General features: G+C 71.0%; 18 protein-coding genes. 13 read left to right on the plus strand and 5 right to left on the minus strand.

Annotation, left to right across the window (positions count from 1 at the left end; all coding sequences use genetic code 11):
- Positions 1-237: 237 nt before the first annotated feature.
- On the minus strand, positions 238-441 hold the full coding sequence (locus tag ACIOWN_RS29140) for a DUF397 domain-containing protein (RefSeq protein ID WP_401983755.1): 204 nt from the start codon (positions 439-441) through the stop codon (positions 238-240).
- A complete protein-coding gene (locus ACIOWN_RS29145; RefSeq protein ID WP_401983756.1) occupies positions 438-1292 on the minus strand; it encodes a Scr1 family TA system antitoxin-like transcriptional regulator in 855 nt (284 codons plus the stop codon). The genes ACIOWN_RS29140 and ACIOWN_RS29145 overlap by 4 nt, the downstream gene beginning before the upstream one ends.
- 159 nt (positions 1293-1451) lie before the next feature.
- Here ACIOWN_RS29145 and ACIOWN_RS29150 point away from each other — a divergent pair, with 159 nt between their 5' ends.
- A complete protein-coding gene (locus tag ACIOWN_RS29150; protein ID WP_401983758.1) occupies positions 1452-1919 on the plus strand; it encodes an ATP-binding protein in 468 nt (155 codons plus the stop codon).
- Positions 1920-1931: 12 nt separating this feature from the next.
- Here the strand turns inward: ACIOWN_RS29150 and ACIOWN_RS29155 are convergent, their stop codons facing one another.
- Complete coding sequence (locus tag ACIOWN_RS29155) at positions 1932-2588, minus strand: GntR family transcriptional regulator (RefSeq protein WP_401983760.1); 657 nt, start codon at positions 2586-2588, stop codon at positions 1932-1934.
- Between the two features lie 193 nt (positions 2589-2781).
- On the opposite strand from ACIOWN_RS29155, the gene ACIOWN_RS29160 reads away from it, so the two are divergent.
- The 7 genes from ACIOWN_RS29160 to ACIOWN_RS29190 all read left to right on the plus strand — a co-directional run bounded on the left by ACIOWN_RS29160 (position 2782) and on the right by ACIOWN_RS29190 (position 9140).
- Positions 2782-3807 carry an aromatic ring-hydroxylating dioxygenase subunit alpha gene (locus ACIOWN_RS29160; protein ID WP_362352140.1) on the plus strand — a complete coding sequence of 342 codons (1026 nt, stop codon included), beginning with the start codon at positions 2782-2784 and terminating at the stop codon, positions 3805-3807.
- A 5-nt stretch (positions 3808-3812) separates the two neighbouring features.
- Positions 3813-4826: a succinylglutamate desuccinylase/aspartoacylase family protein gene (locus ACIOWN_RS29165; protein WP_401983762.1), complete on the plus strand. Its 1014-nt coding sequence runs from the start codon at positions 3813-3815 to the stop codon at positions 4824-4826.
- A gap of 82 nt (positions 4827-4908) precedes the next feature.
- The gene (locus ACIOWN_RS29170) at positions 4909-5826 is read left to right on the plus strand and encodes an ABC transporter substrate-binding protein (protein ID WP_401983763.1); all 918 of its coding nucleotides are present in this window, start codon (positions 4909-4911) and stop codon (positions 5824-5826) included.
- Position 5827: 1 nt separating this feature from the next.
- Positions 5828-6766: an amino acid ABC transporter permease gene (locus tag ACIOWN_RS29175; protein ID WP_401983764.1), complete on the plus strand. Its 939-nt coding sequence runs from the start codon at positions 5828-5830 to the stop codon at positions 6764-6766.
- A complete protein-coding gene (locus ACIOWN_RS29180; protein WP_401983765.1) occupies positions 6763-7551 on the plus strand; it encodes an amino acid ABC transporter ATP-binding protein in 789 nt (262 codons plus the stop codon). Before ACIOWN_RS29175 ends, ACIOWN_RS29180 begins: the two co-directional genes overlap by 4 nt.
- Positions 7552-7620: 69 nt before the next feature.
- Positions 7621-8166 carry a hypothetical protein gene (locus tag ACIOWN_RS29185; RefSeq protein ID WP_362352125.1) on the plus strand — a complete coding sequence of 182 codons (546 nt, stop codon included), beginning with the start codon at positions 7621-7623 and terminating at the stop codon, positions 8164-8166.
- Positions 8166-9140, plus strand: coding sequence for a PDR/VanB family oxidoreductase (locus ACIOWN_RS29190; protein WP_362352123.1), 975 nt, complete (start codon positions 8166-8168; stop codon positions 9138-9140). Before ACIOWN_RS29185 ends, ACIOWN_RS29190 begins: the two co-directional genes overlap by 1 nt.
- A 71-nt stretch (positions 9141-9211) precedes the next feature.
- On the opposite strand, the gene ACIOWN_RS29195 is transcribed toward ACIOWN_RS29190, so the two are convergent.
- Complete coding sequence (locus ACIOWN_RS29195; protein ID WP_362352120.1) at positions 9212-10069, minus strand: hypothetical protein; 858 nt, start codon at positions 10067-10069, stop codon at positions 9212-9214.
- A gap of 184 nt (positions 10070-10253) precedes the next feature.
- Between ACIOWN_RS29195 and ACIOWN_RS29200 the strand changes: the two genes are divergently transcribed.
- The 3 genes from ACIOWN_RS29200 (at position 10254) to ACIOWN_RS29210 (ending at position 13181) form a co-directional block, all read left to right on the plus strand.
- Complete coding sequence (locus ACIOWN_RS29200; RefSeq protein WP_362352117.1) at positions 10254-10943, plus strand: response regulator transcription factor; 690 nt, start codon at positions 10254-10256, stop codon at positions 10941-10943.
- A gap of 59 nt (positions 10944-11002) precedes the next feature.
- Positions 11003-12742: a sensor histidine kinase gene (locus ACIOWN_RS29205; RefSeq protein ID WP_401983767.1), complete on the plus strand. Its 1740-nt coding sequence runs from the start codon at positions 11003-11005 to the stop codon at positions 12740-12742.
- A gap of 112 nt (positions 12743-12854) precedes the next feature.
- Positions 12855-13181, plus strand: a complete 327-nt coding sequence (locus ACIOWN_RS29210; protein WP_401983768.1) for an STAS domain-containing protein — start codon at positions 12855-12857, stop codon at positions 13179-13181.
- A gap of 48 nt (positions 13182-13229) precedes the next feature.
- Here ACIOWN_RS29210 and ACIOWN_RS29215 read toward each other — a convergent pair whose 3' ends face one another.
- Positions 13230-13682: a DUF5707 domain-containing protein gene (locus ACIOWN_RS29215; RefSeq protein WP_401983769.1), complete on the minus strand. Its 453-nt coding sequence runs from the start codon at positions 13680-13682 to the stop codon at positions 13230-13232.
- Positions 13683-13884: 202 nt separating this feature from the next.
- Between ACIOWN_RS29215 and ACIOWN_RS29220 the strand changes: the two genes are divergently transcribed.
- A complete protein-coding gene (locus tag ACIOWN_RS29220; RefSeq protein WP_401983770.1) occupies positions 13885-14220 on the plus strand; it encodes a hypothetical protein in 336 nt (111 codons plus the stop codon).
- A 198-nt stretch (positions 14221-14418) separates the two neighbouring features.
- Positions 14419-15924: a helix-turn-helix domain-containing protein gene (locus ACIOWN_RS29225; RefSeq protein WP_401983772.1), complete on the plus strand. Its 1506-nt coding sequence runs from the start codon at positions 14419-14421 to the stop codon at positions 15922-15924.
- The last annotated feature ends 81 nt before the right edge of the window (positions 15925-16005 follow it).

Consider the following 16005-nt stretch of genomic DNA (forward strand, 5'->3'; position numbering starts at 1 on the left):
GCCCGCCGTTGTGGTCGCCGAGCATATCGGCTGGGAACGGTCGCCGGCGGTGGTGTGGTGCACGTTCACTCCCGAGGGCTGCACCGTTTTCTTCTATAAGGCCAACCACGAGGAGGAGATGCGTACCGCACACCTGCTTCGAGAAGCGGCTGAAGGAGGCGCAGGCCAAGAGTAAGCGAGTCAAAGCAATCGCCCCGCACCGGAGTTGACCGTTGCGGGGCGCGTTGTCGTAAGTCGTCAGGCGTGGGCGGCGTACGAGACGAAGCCGTTCCACGCGGCGGGGGAGAGGGCGAGCTGTGGGCCGTGCTGCTGCTTGGAGTCCCGGACGCGGACCGCTTCCGCAGTGCCTGACTCCTCCCGGGCAACGGCGATCTCGATGCAGCTGTCGCCCTGCGAGCCGCTGTAGCTGCTCTTGAACCAGGCCAGTTCGAACGTGCTCATAGCGCTCCTCGCATTCGCATCAGCAGGCTCACGGAGTCCTCGGGGGCGAGGGCCTGCGAGCGCAGTTTCGCATAACGCTGCTGGAGGATGCTGATCTCCTTCCGGCCCGTAATGAGACGGCCGTTCTCCTGTCCCTCCGAGTACGCGAACCACTGGTTCTCCGGCGTCTCCAGCAGCTGAAGGGGCCCATCCAGCCCGGCATGGACCGGTCGCCGCAGCGGCATCACCTGAACCTCCACGTTCCAATGCCGCTCTACGACCCCCAACAAGTGGTCCAACAGCTCCCGCGTCACCTCCTCCCCGCCCGTGTACCGCTCCAGCACCGCCTGTTCCAGGATGAAACTGAACGCCGTCGGAGGCTTCCGCCTGGTCGACAGCAGCTCCTGCCGAGCCAGCCGCGCAGCGATCCGCGCGTTCATCTCCTCCTCGTCCGGCAGCGGTGGCACACTCAGCGACACCGCCCGCGCGTACCCCTCCGTCTGCAACAGCCCCGGTACGACCCGGCATTCGTACGTGCACAGGCTGATCGCCATCGCCTCCAGCCGCGCCCACTGCCGGAACCACGCCGCCAGCCCCGGCTGGCGAGCCAGATGGGCCGCGGCCTTCCGCAGCGCGCCCGTGTCGCCCAGGGCCTGTTCCGCCCGCTCCACGAAGACCGGGTCCGGCATGCGGCGGCCCAACTCCACCGAGGCCACCGTGTGTTTGGAGAAGTGGACCAGCTCGGCCAGCTCCGCCCTGCTCAGGCCGGCGTGCTCCCGCAGCGCCTGGACGACCGCCCCGAACGTCCGCAGACTGTCCGAGCACTCGGGCTCGCCGCCCGTGCCCGTCCCCGCCAAGCTGTCCGCCGCCATCGGCCACCTCCCGTGCACCCGCGCCCCGCCGTACACGTCGAACAACGAACACGCTCACGGATAGTCACATGTACTGCCTGCGCCGTGACCGTGTACGCCGTCGCGGCGTACGCGGTGTCTGCCTGGTGAAAGACCGTTCCGGGGCACCAGATTGGGCCCATGACCGCACCATCCGCGCCTCAACGGCCGGTTACTGTCAGTACGTTCACCCAGTGCTTCAGCTCCACGCCGCTCGGCGCCCGCCTCGCCCGGCACCTCGCCCTCGTCCAGCTGCACACCTGGGGTGTCCCGCACGGCACTCCGCTCTCGGACGCCGCCGCCACGATCGTCGGCGAGCTGGCCGCCAACGCCGTGACCCACGGCCGCGTACCGGGCCGCGACTTCGAACTGCGCCTGACGCACACCCCGGGCGTCCTGCTGCGCATCGAGGTGTCCGACACCCGCGGTGAACGCCGGCCGCCCGCGCGTGAGGAGGCCACGGCCCCGGCGCCGCTCGACGAGACCGGCCGGGGCCTGTTCCTCGTCGACGCGCTCGCCGACCGGTGGGAGGTGCTGGACCGCGTGTCCCGGGGCGTGGCCCTGCCCGGCAAGACCGTCCGCGCCGAACTCGACCTGCCCTCCGCGTGAGGCGGCCCGACCTCAGCCAGGCTTCTCCGACTCCGGCCGCGGTACCAGTTCCAGGCCGCTGTCCGCGGGCAGGGTCTGCCGGTAGCCGGTGTACATGTGCTCGGTCGCCAGGCGGGCCAGGCGGTCACCGTCCGCAGCGCGGGCGGCCTCCAGGATGGCGCGGTGCTCGCTCACCATCACCGGGACGCTGCCCGGCTCGTGGACGTAGGAGCGGGTGATGCGGCGGTTGACCGGGTGGTCCCAGAGGGTGTCGATCATGCGTAGGAGAAGCGCGTTGTCGCAGGGCTCGATCAGCAGCCGGTGGAAGGACCGGTTGAGTTCGAACTGCGCCGCCGCGTCGGCCGGATCCGTGGCCGCCATCTCCTCGATCACCGCGGACAGCCGGGCCAGCCGGGCCCGGTCGTGCCGGCCGCAGGCCAGTTGCAGGGCCAGCGTCTCCAGGGACTGTCGCACCTGGTAGACCTCGGCGATGTCCTTGGGCTGCAGGGCGTTGACGATGTATCCGCTGCCGGGAAGCCAGGTGACCAGCCCCTCGTGGGCGAGGCGGTTCAGCGCGTCCCGTACCGGGGTGCGGGACACGCCCAGCCGCTCCGCCACCTGCTCCTGCACCAGGGTGGCGTCGGCTTCCAGGTCGCCCGAGACGATCTCGTCGCGGAGTTGTTCGTACACCCGGACTCCCAACGGCCGGGTGTCCCTGGGGTCGCTCCGCAAAGGCTCCACCACCTCTGTTCTCCGTCCTGAGCGCCGTTCCGGACCGGGATTCCGGTTCCGTTCCGCCGAAGAATTCCACCTCGCGCGGACCGTTGTCTTCCCTGAACGCACTGTATACGGTGTGCGCACTGCATCCAGAGGAGGTCTGGCCGTGTTCGTTCTGAACACCTGGTATGTCGCTGCCTGGTCCACCGAAGTCACCCGCGAGCCCGTACGCCGGGTCGTCTGCAAGCAACCCCTCGTGCTGTACCGCACCCAGGACGGCGCGGCCGTGGCCCTGGCCGACCGCTGCGCCCACCGCGCCTACCCGCTGTCCGCCGGCCGCACCGTGGGGGACTCCGTCGAGTGCGGGTACCACGGTTTCGCCTACGGCCCCGACGGCGTGTGCACCCGCGTCCCCGCCCAGGCCGCCGTCCCCGCCCGGGCCCGCGTACGCCGCTACCCGGTCGTGGAGAAGGACGGCTGGATCTGGGTGTGGACCGGCGACGAGGACCTCGCCGACGAGAGCCTGGTCCCCGACACGCACTGGATGAACGACCCCGCGTGGGCGACGGTCACCCACACGATGCTCTTCGAGTGCCGCCACGACCTCATCCACGACAACCTGCTCGACCTCACCCACGAAACGTTTCTGCACAAGACGACCGTCGGCGACGACTACATCCCCGAGTACGGCATCACCGTCGAGGTGGACGGCACCGTCGTGACCGTGGACCGCTTCATGCCCGGCGTCGAGGCGCCTCCGCTGTACGCGCGGACCATGGGCACCGAGGGCCTGTACGACCGGTTCCACGCCACCGAGTTCCACATCCCGGGCTACCACGTGCTGCACTCCGGCATCACCGGCCAGGGGCGCCCGCGCGAGGAGGGCCACCTCATCAAGGTGCTCAACGGGATCACCCCGGTCGACGAGCGGACCACCTGGTACTACTACGCCTTCAGCCGCAACTTCGCGGTCGACGCCGAGTGGGCCACCAAGGAACTGGAGGTCGGCCTCGAGACCGTGCTGCGCGAGGACGCCGACGCGCTGCGCGAGCAGGAGATCGGGATGCGGGAGCGCCCCGACGGCGAGCACGACGTGCTCATCGGGCAGGACGCCGGCGTCGCCAAGGCCCGCCGGATCCTGGGCCGGCTGCTCGCTGCCGAGCAGGCCGCCGATCAGACCGCGAAGGGCTGAGGGCCGTGACGCGACTGCACGGCATCGACCTCGACGCGCCCGGACGCCAGATCGGCGCCATCCACCTCACCCACTCGGACAACCGGCACGACAACGGCGTCGTCCCGGTCCCGGTCGCGGTGCTCTCCGGCGCACCGGGCCCGACGGCCCTGCTCGTCGCCGGTACCCATGGCGACGAGTACGAGGGGCAGGTGGTCCTGCACCGCCTGCTGCGCGAGACCGATCCCGAGCGGCTGACCGGCCGGCTGATCGTCCTGCCGGCGCTGAACCTGCCCGCGGTCCGTACCGCGTCCCGGGTCTCCCCGCTCGACGGCGGGAACCTCAACCGCAGCTACCCCGGTAACGACAAGGGCGGCCCCACCGACCAGGTCGCCCACGCCCTGGCCGGCGAACTGCTGCCGCACGCCGACCTGGTGATGGACCTGCACTCCGGCGGATCGAGCAGCCACTACCTCCCGTCGGCCTTCGTCTACGACGGCCCGACCCCCGAGGCATGGCAGGCGAAGCGGCGGCTGACGGAGCAGATGGGGCTGCCCTGGACGATGGTCGTGCCAGCCCGGTTCGAACCCGGTTCGTTCTCCACCGCCGCCGACGACGCCGGGGTCGCGATGATCTCCACCGAGCTCGGCGGCGGCGGTGAGGTCAATCCCGCCTTCGTGTCCGACGCGGTCCACGGACTGCGCCGGGTGCTGGCCGGAGCCGGAATCCTCCCGGCGGAGCCGGACACCCCGCCCGCCCCGCCGACCCGCTGGATCGACCTGCTCGCCGACGGCGCCGTGTACACCCCCGCACGGGGACTCTTCGAGCCCATCGCCCGCATCGGCCAACAGGTCGAGGAGGGTGATCCGATCGGCCGGGTCCACCCCGTCGAGGAACTCGCCCGGCCCTCCGTCCCCGTCCTCGCACACCGCGCGGGCATCGTCGCCGTCGTCCGGCGACCACCGCTGGTGGACCTCGGCGACGCCCTCTACCACCTGGCCGCCGACCGCCCCGGCACCGCCGTTCCGGCCGCCGGCTGACCATCCGCGGCCGCCGCTCCGACCGTTCCCGCTGACGCACCACCCACCCCTGTCCTGCCCTCCCTCAAGAAGGACGATCCCCGTGCGCCATCCGATACGACTCCCCGTTCTCGCCGCGGTCCTCGCGCTGGCCGTCGCGGGCTGCACCAACGCATCCGCCGAAGGCGATTCCGCCGCCCCGGGACCGTCCGGCCCGGCGTCCGACGGGCCAGCCGCCGCGGCAGAGGTGGACGCCGCGGCCGCGGCCCTGCTCCCGGCCGACGTCAAGGCCAAGGGTGTGCTCGCGGTGGCGAGCGACGCGTCCTACCGGCCGTTCGAGTACTTCGACACCGACAACAAGACGATGATCGGCTTCGACATCGACCTGACCGACGCCCTCGGCGCCAAGCTGGGCCTGAAGGCCGACCACGTCAACGCCGGATTCGACGGCATCCTGCCCGGCCTGGCCGCCCGTAAGTTCGACGTCGGTGCCTCCGCCTTCTCCATCACCCCCGAACGGTCCAAGACCGTGGACTTCGTGCCCTACCTCAACGGCGGATCGGGTATCGCGGTCAGGACGGGCAACCCGCTGGGACTCAGGATGGATCCGGCGGTGCTGTGCGGGCGTACCATCTCCGCCCAGAAGGGCAGCCTCCAGGGCCTCGAACAACTCCCGGCGATCTCCAAGAAGTGCACCGGCGCCGGCAAGGCTCCCGTCAAGATCGACCTGTTCCCCTCGCAGGACGGCGCCAACCTGGCGGTCGTCAGCGGCCGGGTCGACGCGGTCATGGCCGACTCGGTCTCGCTCGCGCTGCAGGCCAAGGCGTCCAACGGCCAGTTCGAGCTCGCACCCGGCACCGACTACGAGCCGACCCCCACCGGCATCGCCCTGCTCAAGGACTCCCCGCTCAAGCCGGCTCTGGACGCGGCCATGAAGACGCTCCTGAACGACGGCACCATGGAGTCGCTCATGAAGAAGTGGGACATCCCGGCCGGCCTGCTCCTGAAGTCCGGGAGCTGACATGGCCACCCTGCCGGCCCCTTCAGCACTGGACATCGACAAGGTGCCCGACTCCGACCTGACCGTCGTTCCCCAACGGCACCCGGTCCGCTGGCTCACGGCAGCCGTGCTGCTGCTGATCAGCGCGGCGACACTGGGGTCGGTGTTCACCAACCCCCGTTTCCAGTGGGACGTCGTCAACACCTACCTGCGGGACATCTCCATCGGCCGCGGGCTGGCCGTCACCCTGGAACTCACCGCCATCTGCATGGTCCTCGGCGTCGCCCTGGGCGTCGTCCTCGCGGTGATGCGCCTGTCGGTCAACCCGGTCGTACGGTCGGCGGCGTTCCTGTACGTCTCCTTCTTCCGCGGCACACCGGTGCTCGTGCAACTGCTGTTCTGGTACAACCTGGCGGCGCTCTACCCCACGCTGTCCTTCGGCATCCCGGGCCTGTCCCTCGACGCCAACCGGCTGATCACCCCGCTGGTCGCGGCCATCCTCGGCCTTGGACTGAACGAGGCGGCCTACATGTCGGAGATCGTCCGGGCCGGCATCCTGTCCGTCGAACAGGGCCAGGCCGAGGCCGCCGGGGCGCTGGGCCTGACCCGGACGCAGACCATGCGCCGGGTGATCCTCCCGCAGGCGATGCGGGTGATCATCCCGCCGACCGGCAACGAGACGATCGGCATGCTCAAGACCACCGCCCTGGTGAGCGTACTGGCCGTGCCCGACCTGCTCTACTCCGCGCAGATCCTGTACTCACGCAACTTCCAGACCATCCCGCTGCTCATCGTCGCCAGCATCTGGTACATGGTCGTCACCAGCGTCCTCACGATCGGTCAGTTCTACATCGAGCGCCGGTTCGCACGCGGCAACCGCACACTGCCCCCGACCCCGCTGCAGCGGCTGAGGCAGATGCTCAGCACCCACGCGCCGATCGCCACCGGGAGGCAGTCATGACCGTCGACGATGCCGCCGCGGACCTCGTCCCGATGGTCCGGGCCGAGAAGGTCCGCAAGCACTTCGGGCGTCTGGAGGTCCTCAAGGGCGTCGACCTGGAGGTCCGCCGGGGCGAGGTGGTCTGCCTCATCGGCCCCTCCGGCTCGGGCAAGAGCACCTTCCTGCGCTGCATCAACCACCTGGAGACCGTCGACGGCGGCCGGATGTGGGTGGACGGCGAGGTCATGGGCTACGAGCAGCGCGGAAACAAGCTGCACGAGCTCGGCGACAAGGAGATCTGCCGCCGGCGCACCCGGATCGGCATGGTGTTCCAGCACTTCAACCTCTTCCCGCACATGACCGTGCTGGAGAACCTCGTCGAGGCGCCGCGGCGGGCGCTGAAGGAGTCCAAGGAGGCCGTCACCGAGCGGGCCCTGGGCCTGCTCGACCAGGTGGGTCTCAGGGACAAGGCCCAGGCCTACCCCCGCCACCTGTCCGGCGGGCAGCAGCAGCGCGTGGCCATCGCCAGGGCACTGTGCATGCGGCCCAAGCTGATGCTGTTCGACGAGCCGACCTCGGCCCTGGACCCCGAACTCGTCGGCGACGTGCTCAGGGTGATGCGGGACCTGGCCGCGTCCGGCATGACCATGATCGTGGTCACCCACGAGATGGGCTTCGCCCGCGAGGTCGCCGACCGGGTGGTCTTCTTCGACGGCGGCCAGGTCGTCGAGACCGGTCCCGCCCGGCAGGTCATCACCGAGCCCCGGCACGAGCGGACCAAGGCCTTCCTGGCCGCCGTGCGGTGAGCGCCCCTGGCACCCACCCTTGAGGAAACCACCTCGAGTTCCCCGAGTGACGACGAAGGAGGACGACCGATGAGACTCCTGCTCCGCGCCAACGCCCACCGGCAGGTGGACGGCGGCTGCCGGGAGGTCGCGGCCGCACCGGACACGCCCCGCCGAGAGACCTGGCAGTGGCAGGTGCGGCTGCTCGCCCCAGGGCACGGCCCCACCACCGCCCCACTGCCCGGCGCACGGCGGGTCACCGAAGCCCTGCCGGACGGGGCGTTGCTGGAGGTGGCGGCCGACCCGGCCGCGGTCACCGCCCGCGTGGAGGTCCTCGACCCCGGCGCCGGCACGACCGTGGACCGTGCCGAGGACGACGTGCTGGTCCTGGTCTCCACCGGGGGACGGCTGCTGGTGGAGGGACGGCACCTGCTGGCGGACGCCGACGCGATGGTGCTGGCGGGGGACGACCCCCTGCACGTGGACGTCCGGCACCCGGACGGTCCATCCTGCGGCGGCCCATCCTGCGACGGCCCATCCTGCGACGACGCAGTCTCCTGCGACGGCCCGGACGCCCGGGTCGCCGTGGTCCGCCTCGGCTCCGCCCTGGGCCGCACCCTGAGCTGGGTGCCCTGATGGCGGCGGCACCCGTCGCGGACGGGGAGCAGCGGCTGCGACTTCGTGTCTCCGCCCTGGTGTGGGAGGCCGACGGCGTGGTCTCCGTGCGCCTGCGGCGGTCCGACGGCGGCGAGTTGCCGGCCTGGGAGCCGGGGGCGCATGTCGACCTGCACCTGCCCGGGGACCTCACCCGGCAGTACTCGCTCAACGGATCGCCCGAGGACCGGTCCCTCTGGCAGGTCTCCGTGCTCAGGGAACCGGCGTCCCGCGGCGGCTCCCGGGCCGTTCACGAGGCCCTGCGCCCGGGCGAGGAGGTCGAGGTGACCGGGCCGCGCAACCGGTTCCGGCTGGTCGACGCCCCCGAGTACCTCTTCGTCGCCGGAGGCATCGGCATCACCCCGCTGCTGCCGATGCTGGACCGGGCCACCGCCGCCGGCGCCCACTGGACCCTGCTGTACGGCGGGCGGACGCGAGCGAGCATGGCGTTCCTGCCGGCGCTCGCCCGCTACGGCGACCGGGTGCTGGTGCGCCCGCAGGACGAGTACGGCCTCCTCGACCTGGAGCCCTTCCTCGGCACGCCGCGGGAGGGGACGAAGGTCTACTGCTGCGGCCCCGAGCCCCTGCTCACCGCCGTCGAGCGGCTCTGCGCCCCGTGGCCCACGGGCACCCTGCATACCGAGCGGTTCGCCGCGGCACCCCGGGAGGCCGCCGCCACGGACGCCGACGGGGAGTTCGAGGTGGTGCTCCAGCGCTCCGGCCGCAGCGTCACCGTGCCCGCCGGCACAACGATCCTCCAGGCGCTGGAGGACCAGGGGATCGACGCCGCGAACTCCTGCCGGGAGGGCATCTGCGGCACTTGCGAGACCAAGGTCGTCGAGGGGGTGCCCGACCACCGGGACAGCCTCCTGTCCGAGGAGGAGCGCGCCGCCAACGACACCATGATGATCTGCGTCGGCCGCGCCCGCTGCCCCCGGCTGGTGCTGGACCTCTGACCGCCGGACCGCGCCGGGAACGGCCCCGGCGCGGTCCGGCACGCGTTCAACCTTTGCGCGAGTACACCGAGTCAGCGTTCGAGGGAGGCGGCGTCCCCCATGACGATCACCGGATGCGCGGCGGGGTCGAGTTGCAGCAGGAGTTCTTTCATGTGCTCCTGCTTCAGGCTCACGCAGGCGTGCGTGGGACCGCCGTGGTCGACGTGGAGCCAGATGCCGCCGCCCTTGTCCGCGCCGAGCGGCCTGGTCCAGTCGAGGGGTGAAGTACCAGGCTTGTGGTTGTAGTTGATGGCGACGACGTAGTCGAAGGCACCCGACAGCGGCTCTCCGTCGAAGCCGGTGCCGCTGATCGTGAAGCCACGCGACTGGTCGTACGGCAGCCTGGTGCCGGGATCGGGGAGCAGCCCCCCGGCGTCGGTGAGGGAGAACACGCCGATGGGCGACCGCAGATCATTGAGGTGATGGTCGTCCGTCCAGCCCTTGAGGGCGTTGTGCGCCGGCCACGGGGCTCCAGGTGCCCAGCTCGCATCGGTACGCCGGTAGAAGATCACCTGCGAGGTGGGGGAGTTCTTGTCCTGCCCGGTGACCAGCACCACCTGGCGCGTGTCCGCGGGGATCTCAGCGAGCGTCCTGGGGCCGAGACCCGGCAGAGACGCGGCCGCGGACGCGTCGCCGCCCGCGGACGTCGTCCCCGTGGAGGGCTTGGCCGGTGCGGCCTGTGCCGTGGCGGCCGGTGCGTCGAGTGCTCCGGCCGGGTCCGCGTCCGTCCCCGGCCCTGCGCATCCGGCGAGGGTGAGGGACAGGACCAGTACGGCGGCCGGTATTCCCGGACGGTTCAGGCCCGCAGGGGTGGAGGTGACCGCCCGGTGGTCGCCGAACGGGGCACGCGGAAGCTGCCGTCGCGGCGGGCGGCGAGTCGATGAAGCCATGAACCACAGCCTGGACGAGACATATCAGGAACCGGTCAGCTCCGACCGGAGTCCTGGGCCGCGATGTCTCCCACCGCGTCGTGGGAACGACCCGACCCTGCCCACCGCCGTCAGGAAGTTGTCAGGGTGTGGGAAGCCCCGCACACGGGCCTGAACCCCCCTCGCCCGTGCCTATAGTCACCGCGTGTGCGCACGAATTCTCGTCGTCGAGGACGACACCCTGCAGGCTGAGCTCGTACGGCGGCTGCTGCTTCAGGAGGGCCACACCCCCGTCGTGGTCCACGACGGGCGCGCCGCGCTCGACGAAGCCCGGCGCCGCAGGCCCGACCTGGTCGTCCTGGACCTGATGCTGCCCGAGGTCGACGGACTGGGCGTGTGCCGCGCGCTGCGCCGGGACGGGGACGTACCCGTTCTCATGCTGACCGCCCGCTCCACCGAGGACGACCTGCTGCTCGGCCTGGAACTCGGCGCGGACGACTACATGACCAAGCCGTACAGCCCGCGCGAGTTGCTGGCCCGAATCCGCACGGTGCTGCGCCGGACCCTCCGCACCGCGGACGCCTCACCGGTGCTGCGCGCGGGCGGCATCAACGTCGATCCGCTGCGGCACGAGGTGACCTGCGACGGGGTCCCGATCCCTTGCACCCCGGGCGAGTTCGCCATCCTGCACGCCATGACCGCGGAACCCGACCGGGTCTTCTCACGCCGTCAACTGCTCCAGCACACCAAGGGCCAGGACCGGGCCTCCACCGAACGCGCCATCGACGTCCACATCCTGAACCTGCGCAAGAAGATCGAGGCGGACCCCGGCAGACCCGTCCGGCTCCTGACGGTCTTCGGCGTCGGCTACAAGCTCACCGGCCGGCCGTCGTGACTCCCGGTCCGCGCATACCGTGGCGCAAGAGCCTGCTGGTGCGGCTCCTCCTCACCTCCGTGACCATAGCCGCGCTCTCCGTGGGCGCCACCGCCTGGCTGGCCATGGAGAACACGGCGCGGGCCATCCAGGAGGAGCACGGCCAGGTGCTCTCCGACGACACCGACATCCTGCGGCAGATCAGCGGTTACGCCGCGACGCACGCCGAATGGAACGGCGTGCGCCCCATGGTGCGTTCGCTCTCCCGCACCATGGGGCGACGGATCGCCCTGACGGACGAGACCGGACATGTCATCGCCGACTCCGCCGGCCCCGGCACCGAACTGCCCGTCCGCGCCTCGGCCTCCGTCGACCCGCTGACCACCGACACCTACAGCGAACCCGGAGCTCAACTCGCCGGCATCGACCCGCGCGCGGTGGGACCGTACCGGCTCACCGCGACCGAACGGTCACTGGTGAAGGCGCTCGCCGAGAAGCGTCTGTTGTGCGTGCGGAAGCACGACAGCGAGGCCGGCCTCCGACGGATTCCCAGCGGTCGTACGGTGGTTGTGCGCGACGCCGGGGCGACGTCCATGCCACCGGACTGCCAGGACAAGGTACTCAGGATGCCCGTGTCCACCGAGCAGAAGGCGCTGGGCGAACTCAGTGTGCTGGCCGAGTCCTGCTTCGAGGAGGGGCGGGCCCAGGTCCTCACGTACATGCTGGAGAACGTTCCCGGCTGGCTGCCGGACGGCCAGGTCATCCGGCTCGGTGGAGGCCGGCAGCGTCAGGCCTGTGTCGAGACCGCACGCCGCACACAACTCGACCCGTACGTCGCCCCCAGGGCCCGGCTGTATCTGGGCAACCTGGGCGGGCAGCCCGCGGGCTTCGACCTCTCACCCGGCGACAAGGCCAGGATCGCCGGCGTGGCGGGGCTGGTCCTGGTCGTCACCGTCGCCATGACCACCGTCGTCGCCGTCCGCCTCGTCCAGCCCCTGCGCGCCCTGACGGCCGCGGCCCTCCAACCGCCGCAGCGGCACACGCGTGTCGTCGTCACCACCCAGGACGAGACCGGGCATCTGGCCGCCGCCTTCAACGACCTCACCGCGCGCCGCGAGCAACTGGAGGCCCAGCGCAAGGCCATGGTCAGCGACATCGCCCACGAGCTGCGCACCCCGCTGACCAACATCCGCGGCTGGCTGGAGGTCACCCGCGACGGGCTGCTCGAACCGGACCCGGACCTCATCGCCTCCCTGCACGACGAGGCACTCCTCCTGCAGCACATCATCGACGATCTGCAGGACCTCGCCGCGGCGGACGCCGGCACGCTGAAACTGCACCGGGAGACCGTACGGACGGACGAACTCCTCGCCCAGGTCGTCTCGGCCCACCGTGCCCGCGCCGAAGCCGCCGGGATCCGCCTGGACACCCGCGCCGAACCCGGTCTCCGGCTGGACGCCGACCCGGTCAGGATCCGCCAGTCGCTGGGCAACCTGATCTCCAACGCACTGCGGCACACCCCGGCGGGAGGCACGGTCACGCTCACCGCCCATCACTCCGCTGACCTGGTCGTCCTCACGGTGAGGGACACCGGAAGCGGCATCGCACCCGGCGATCTGCCGCACGTCTTCGACCGGTTCTGGCGAGCCGAGAAGTCCCGCAGCAGACACGCCGGCGGCAGCGGACTCGGTCTCTCCGTCGTCCGCCACTTCGTGGAGGCCCACGGCGGGACCGTCACCGCCGACAGCGAGCCCGGCAACGGGGCGGTGTTCACCGTCCGCCTGCCCAGTGCCGGGCACCCGGACAACGGGACCCCGTGATCGCCGCGTCCTGGAAGGCGAAGCCATGGCCAGTCGTTCGCGCATATGCAGAACGCGCGTGCGCCAGGCACTGCCCGCAACCTCTGCCCAAGGTTGTGCAGTTGAGCGAGGCATGCACCCCGAATTCCACATCCGTCACCACGACGAGAGCGACTGGACCGTCATCGAGATCCGCGGGGAGGTCGACGTGCACACCGTGCCCGGCATCCGTGAGGACCTGGGCAAGAAGATCCAGGCGGGCCGCCACCGGCTCATCGTCGACCTGACGGGCACGACCTTCATGGACTCGACCGGCCTCGGCCTCCTCGTCAGCATCCACAAACGCATCCGCGCCCTGAGACTGGTCATCGTCAACCCCGACATCCGTCAGATCTTCACCATCACAAGCCTCGACCAGATCTTCCCGATCTACGGCTCCACACAGGCCGCGCTGGCGTGAGGGGTCCTGGCGGGCCCATCCGGTGGACGCGCCCGGTTGACCGCTTGCTCACCGCACGGTGAAGTCGGCCGCCTCGGTGTTCAGTGTCGTGGTGCCGTCCTTCGCGGTGACCAGGACGGCGACGTGCCAGGTACCGCGCGGGGACGACTTGGCGTCGGCGTCGGTGACCCGGGCGGTGTAGGTGCAGCGCACGGTGTCCTGCCCGGCGGGCTTGCAGACGGCCGTCTCCGCGGCGGCCATGTCCTCGGCGGTCGGCCTCTTCTCGGCGAAGGACGAGTGCTGCGGCCAGGCCAGCACCTTCACGCTCTTGACATCGGAGGACTCCGTGACGTCGGTGACGAAGACCAGCGAGCCGTCGCGGTTGCCGTCGGGAGCCGAGTAGCGGGCGGTGCTGTGCGCCGACGCACGGGTCCGTTCCCCGGCCTGGGCGAGAACGAAGGCACCGGCGCCACCGAGGAGAACGGCACCGGCGACCACGGACAGGGCAACACGTCGGGACATGGGAATCTCCGTAACTGTCTCAGCCCTGGATCGGGCTGCGCCACTCGGCTGCGGCGCTGCACCGATACTCGCCGCGCGAGGCCTCGCCGGACATGAGCGCGCGTACTCAAGCCGAGTTGAGTAAAGGGCTGGGCCGCCTGGACCACGCGCGGGAACTGCCCCATGAAGCCCTGTGTGAGGCGGCGGTGTGTCGACCGGCCGGGTGGCGATCAACGGCTTCGTCAGCGCCCAACGCGGAAAGGAAGGCCGGGTCTACGTTCGGGAGATCACGGCGTACGTCAAGGCACGCAACACGGGGTCAAGGGCGGTGAACATCTCCTATGAGGCGTTCTTTCGTGTCGTCAGCGGCGGTTACTGGGTGAAGCTGGGCAGCGGTCGTACCCATGTCCCGGCGGGTGGGGCCATCGAGCCCACGGAGGTGGGGAGTTCGACCCGGCCGTGCGGGCCCGTGAAGGTCGAGATTCGCGTACACGCCCGTGCCGACGGGGCCGCCTGGAGCGGCTGGTCCACCGCCGGCACGGCGCAGTGCCAGACCTGAGCAGTCGAACACGCGCCCGGCGGACCTTCTCGCCGTCAGGCCGTGAAGGTCCGCGCGCATGGCCCTGCCAAGCCCGTCGCGTCCGCCGGCCGAAGAGGATGCGGCCCGGCGCGACGCCGGACGTCCGTCCGGCGACGGTGGAACCAACCCAGCCCATCTGACGTGCAGTTACATGGACCGCCTGGGATTGGGGGACATGTGGGAGGACGGGGAACGGGGCCGGCCGGGGATGACGTCGAGCAGTTCGCGGCGCTGCTGCGCCGACTGAAGGACCGCACGGACCGGAGCTACGGCTCCCTGGCCCGGCGCCTCAACATGAACACCTCCACGCTGCACCGCTACTGCGCGGGTGAGGCGGTCCCGCAGGACTACGCCCCGGTGGAGCGTCTGGCCGCCTTCTGCGGGGCGACACCGGAGGAACGCCTCGAACTGCACCGCCTGTGGCTGCTCGCGGTGGCGGCACGACAGCGGTCTCGGGCGGGTGAGGGGGCGACGGAGCCGACTCGGGCCGAGGAGACAGCGGAGCCGGCGAAGGCCGAGGGGGCGCTGGAGCAGGCAGGGGGCGAGCGGGCTTCGGGCCCCGACATCCGGACGGTGCAGTGCGTGGGTGACGGCGCGGACGGCATCGGTGGTGACGGGGGCGGCACGAGCGGTGCACCGCCGCCACTCGACACGGGCGCACCCGACGCCCGGCCGCCCCTTCCCGGCGCTCCCGGACCGGGAAGTCCCGAGCCGACGGCCCGGCGGGATGCGGCCCGCTCGACCGGACGGCCCTGGTACCGCCGTCGCCGCACCGCCGTCGGTGCCGCCGCGGCGACCGTGTTGCTGGTGACGCTGGGCAGTCTGCAAGCGCTGTCGGCCGGTCGGTCTCACGACAGCTCCGGCAAGGCCCCCGGGTCCCGTACAACAGGAACCGGTACGTCACATCGCCCCTCTGCCACCGCAACCAGCCCCTCCTCCAGTCGTTCATCGGCCTCGCCCTCCGCGGGAGTACGGGCTTCGGGGAGCCCCGAGCCGAAGGGCGGACCGTCGGCGGCCACGAAGAGCGACGCCCCGGTGTCGACCGGTGTGCCGCTCGCCTGGACCGCCGACTCGCAGATCTGGCAGGGCGGTTGCGGGCACGACTACGTCATCGCGAAGAAGCCGGCCGAGGTGCCCCCGCCGCCGGTGCGGCAGGACGCCGGGGTGTGGGCGGCGACGCAGGGGGCGGTGCCCGGGCGGCAGACGAGGGTGCAGATCTCGGTGCAGGGGAAGTCGTCCACGGCCGTGGTCCTGGAGGCTCTCGAGGTCCGTATCGTCAGCCGCGGCACCCCGGTCACCGGCAACGCGTACGCCATGGGCCAGGGTTGCGGCAGCGACCTGGCGCCCCGTGAGTTCTCCGTCGACCTGGACGTCGACCGCCCGATCGCCCACGCGGGCCGCGGCAATGACAGCGGAAAGCCCGTCCCTGCGGTGCGGTTCCCCTACCGCGTCTCCGCCGAGGATCCGGAGGTGCTGCTGGTCACCGCGACGACCGAGGCTTACGACTGCGACTGGTACCTGGAACTCGACTGGTCCTCCCAGGGCCGCACCGGCACGGTCCGCATCGACGACCACGGCCGCCCGTTCCGCACCAGCAGCATCAAGGGCCTGCCCCACTACTGGTACGGCACGAACGGCGACGGTGTGCGTCAATGGCTGCCCGTCGACTCTTGGAAGCCCTGACAAAAGATCGTGACACAACGCGTCCGAGCAGGCGGCGGGTCCGGCGTGAGCAACGGTCGGCTGCCCGGGCTTCCGGCAGAG

This window comes from Streptomyces sp. NPDC087787 (assembly GCF_044743035.1).
GTDB lineage: Bacteria > Actinomycetota > Actinomycetes > Streptomycetales > Streptomycetaceae > Streptomyces.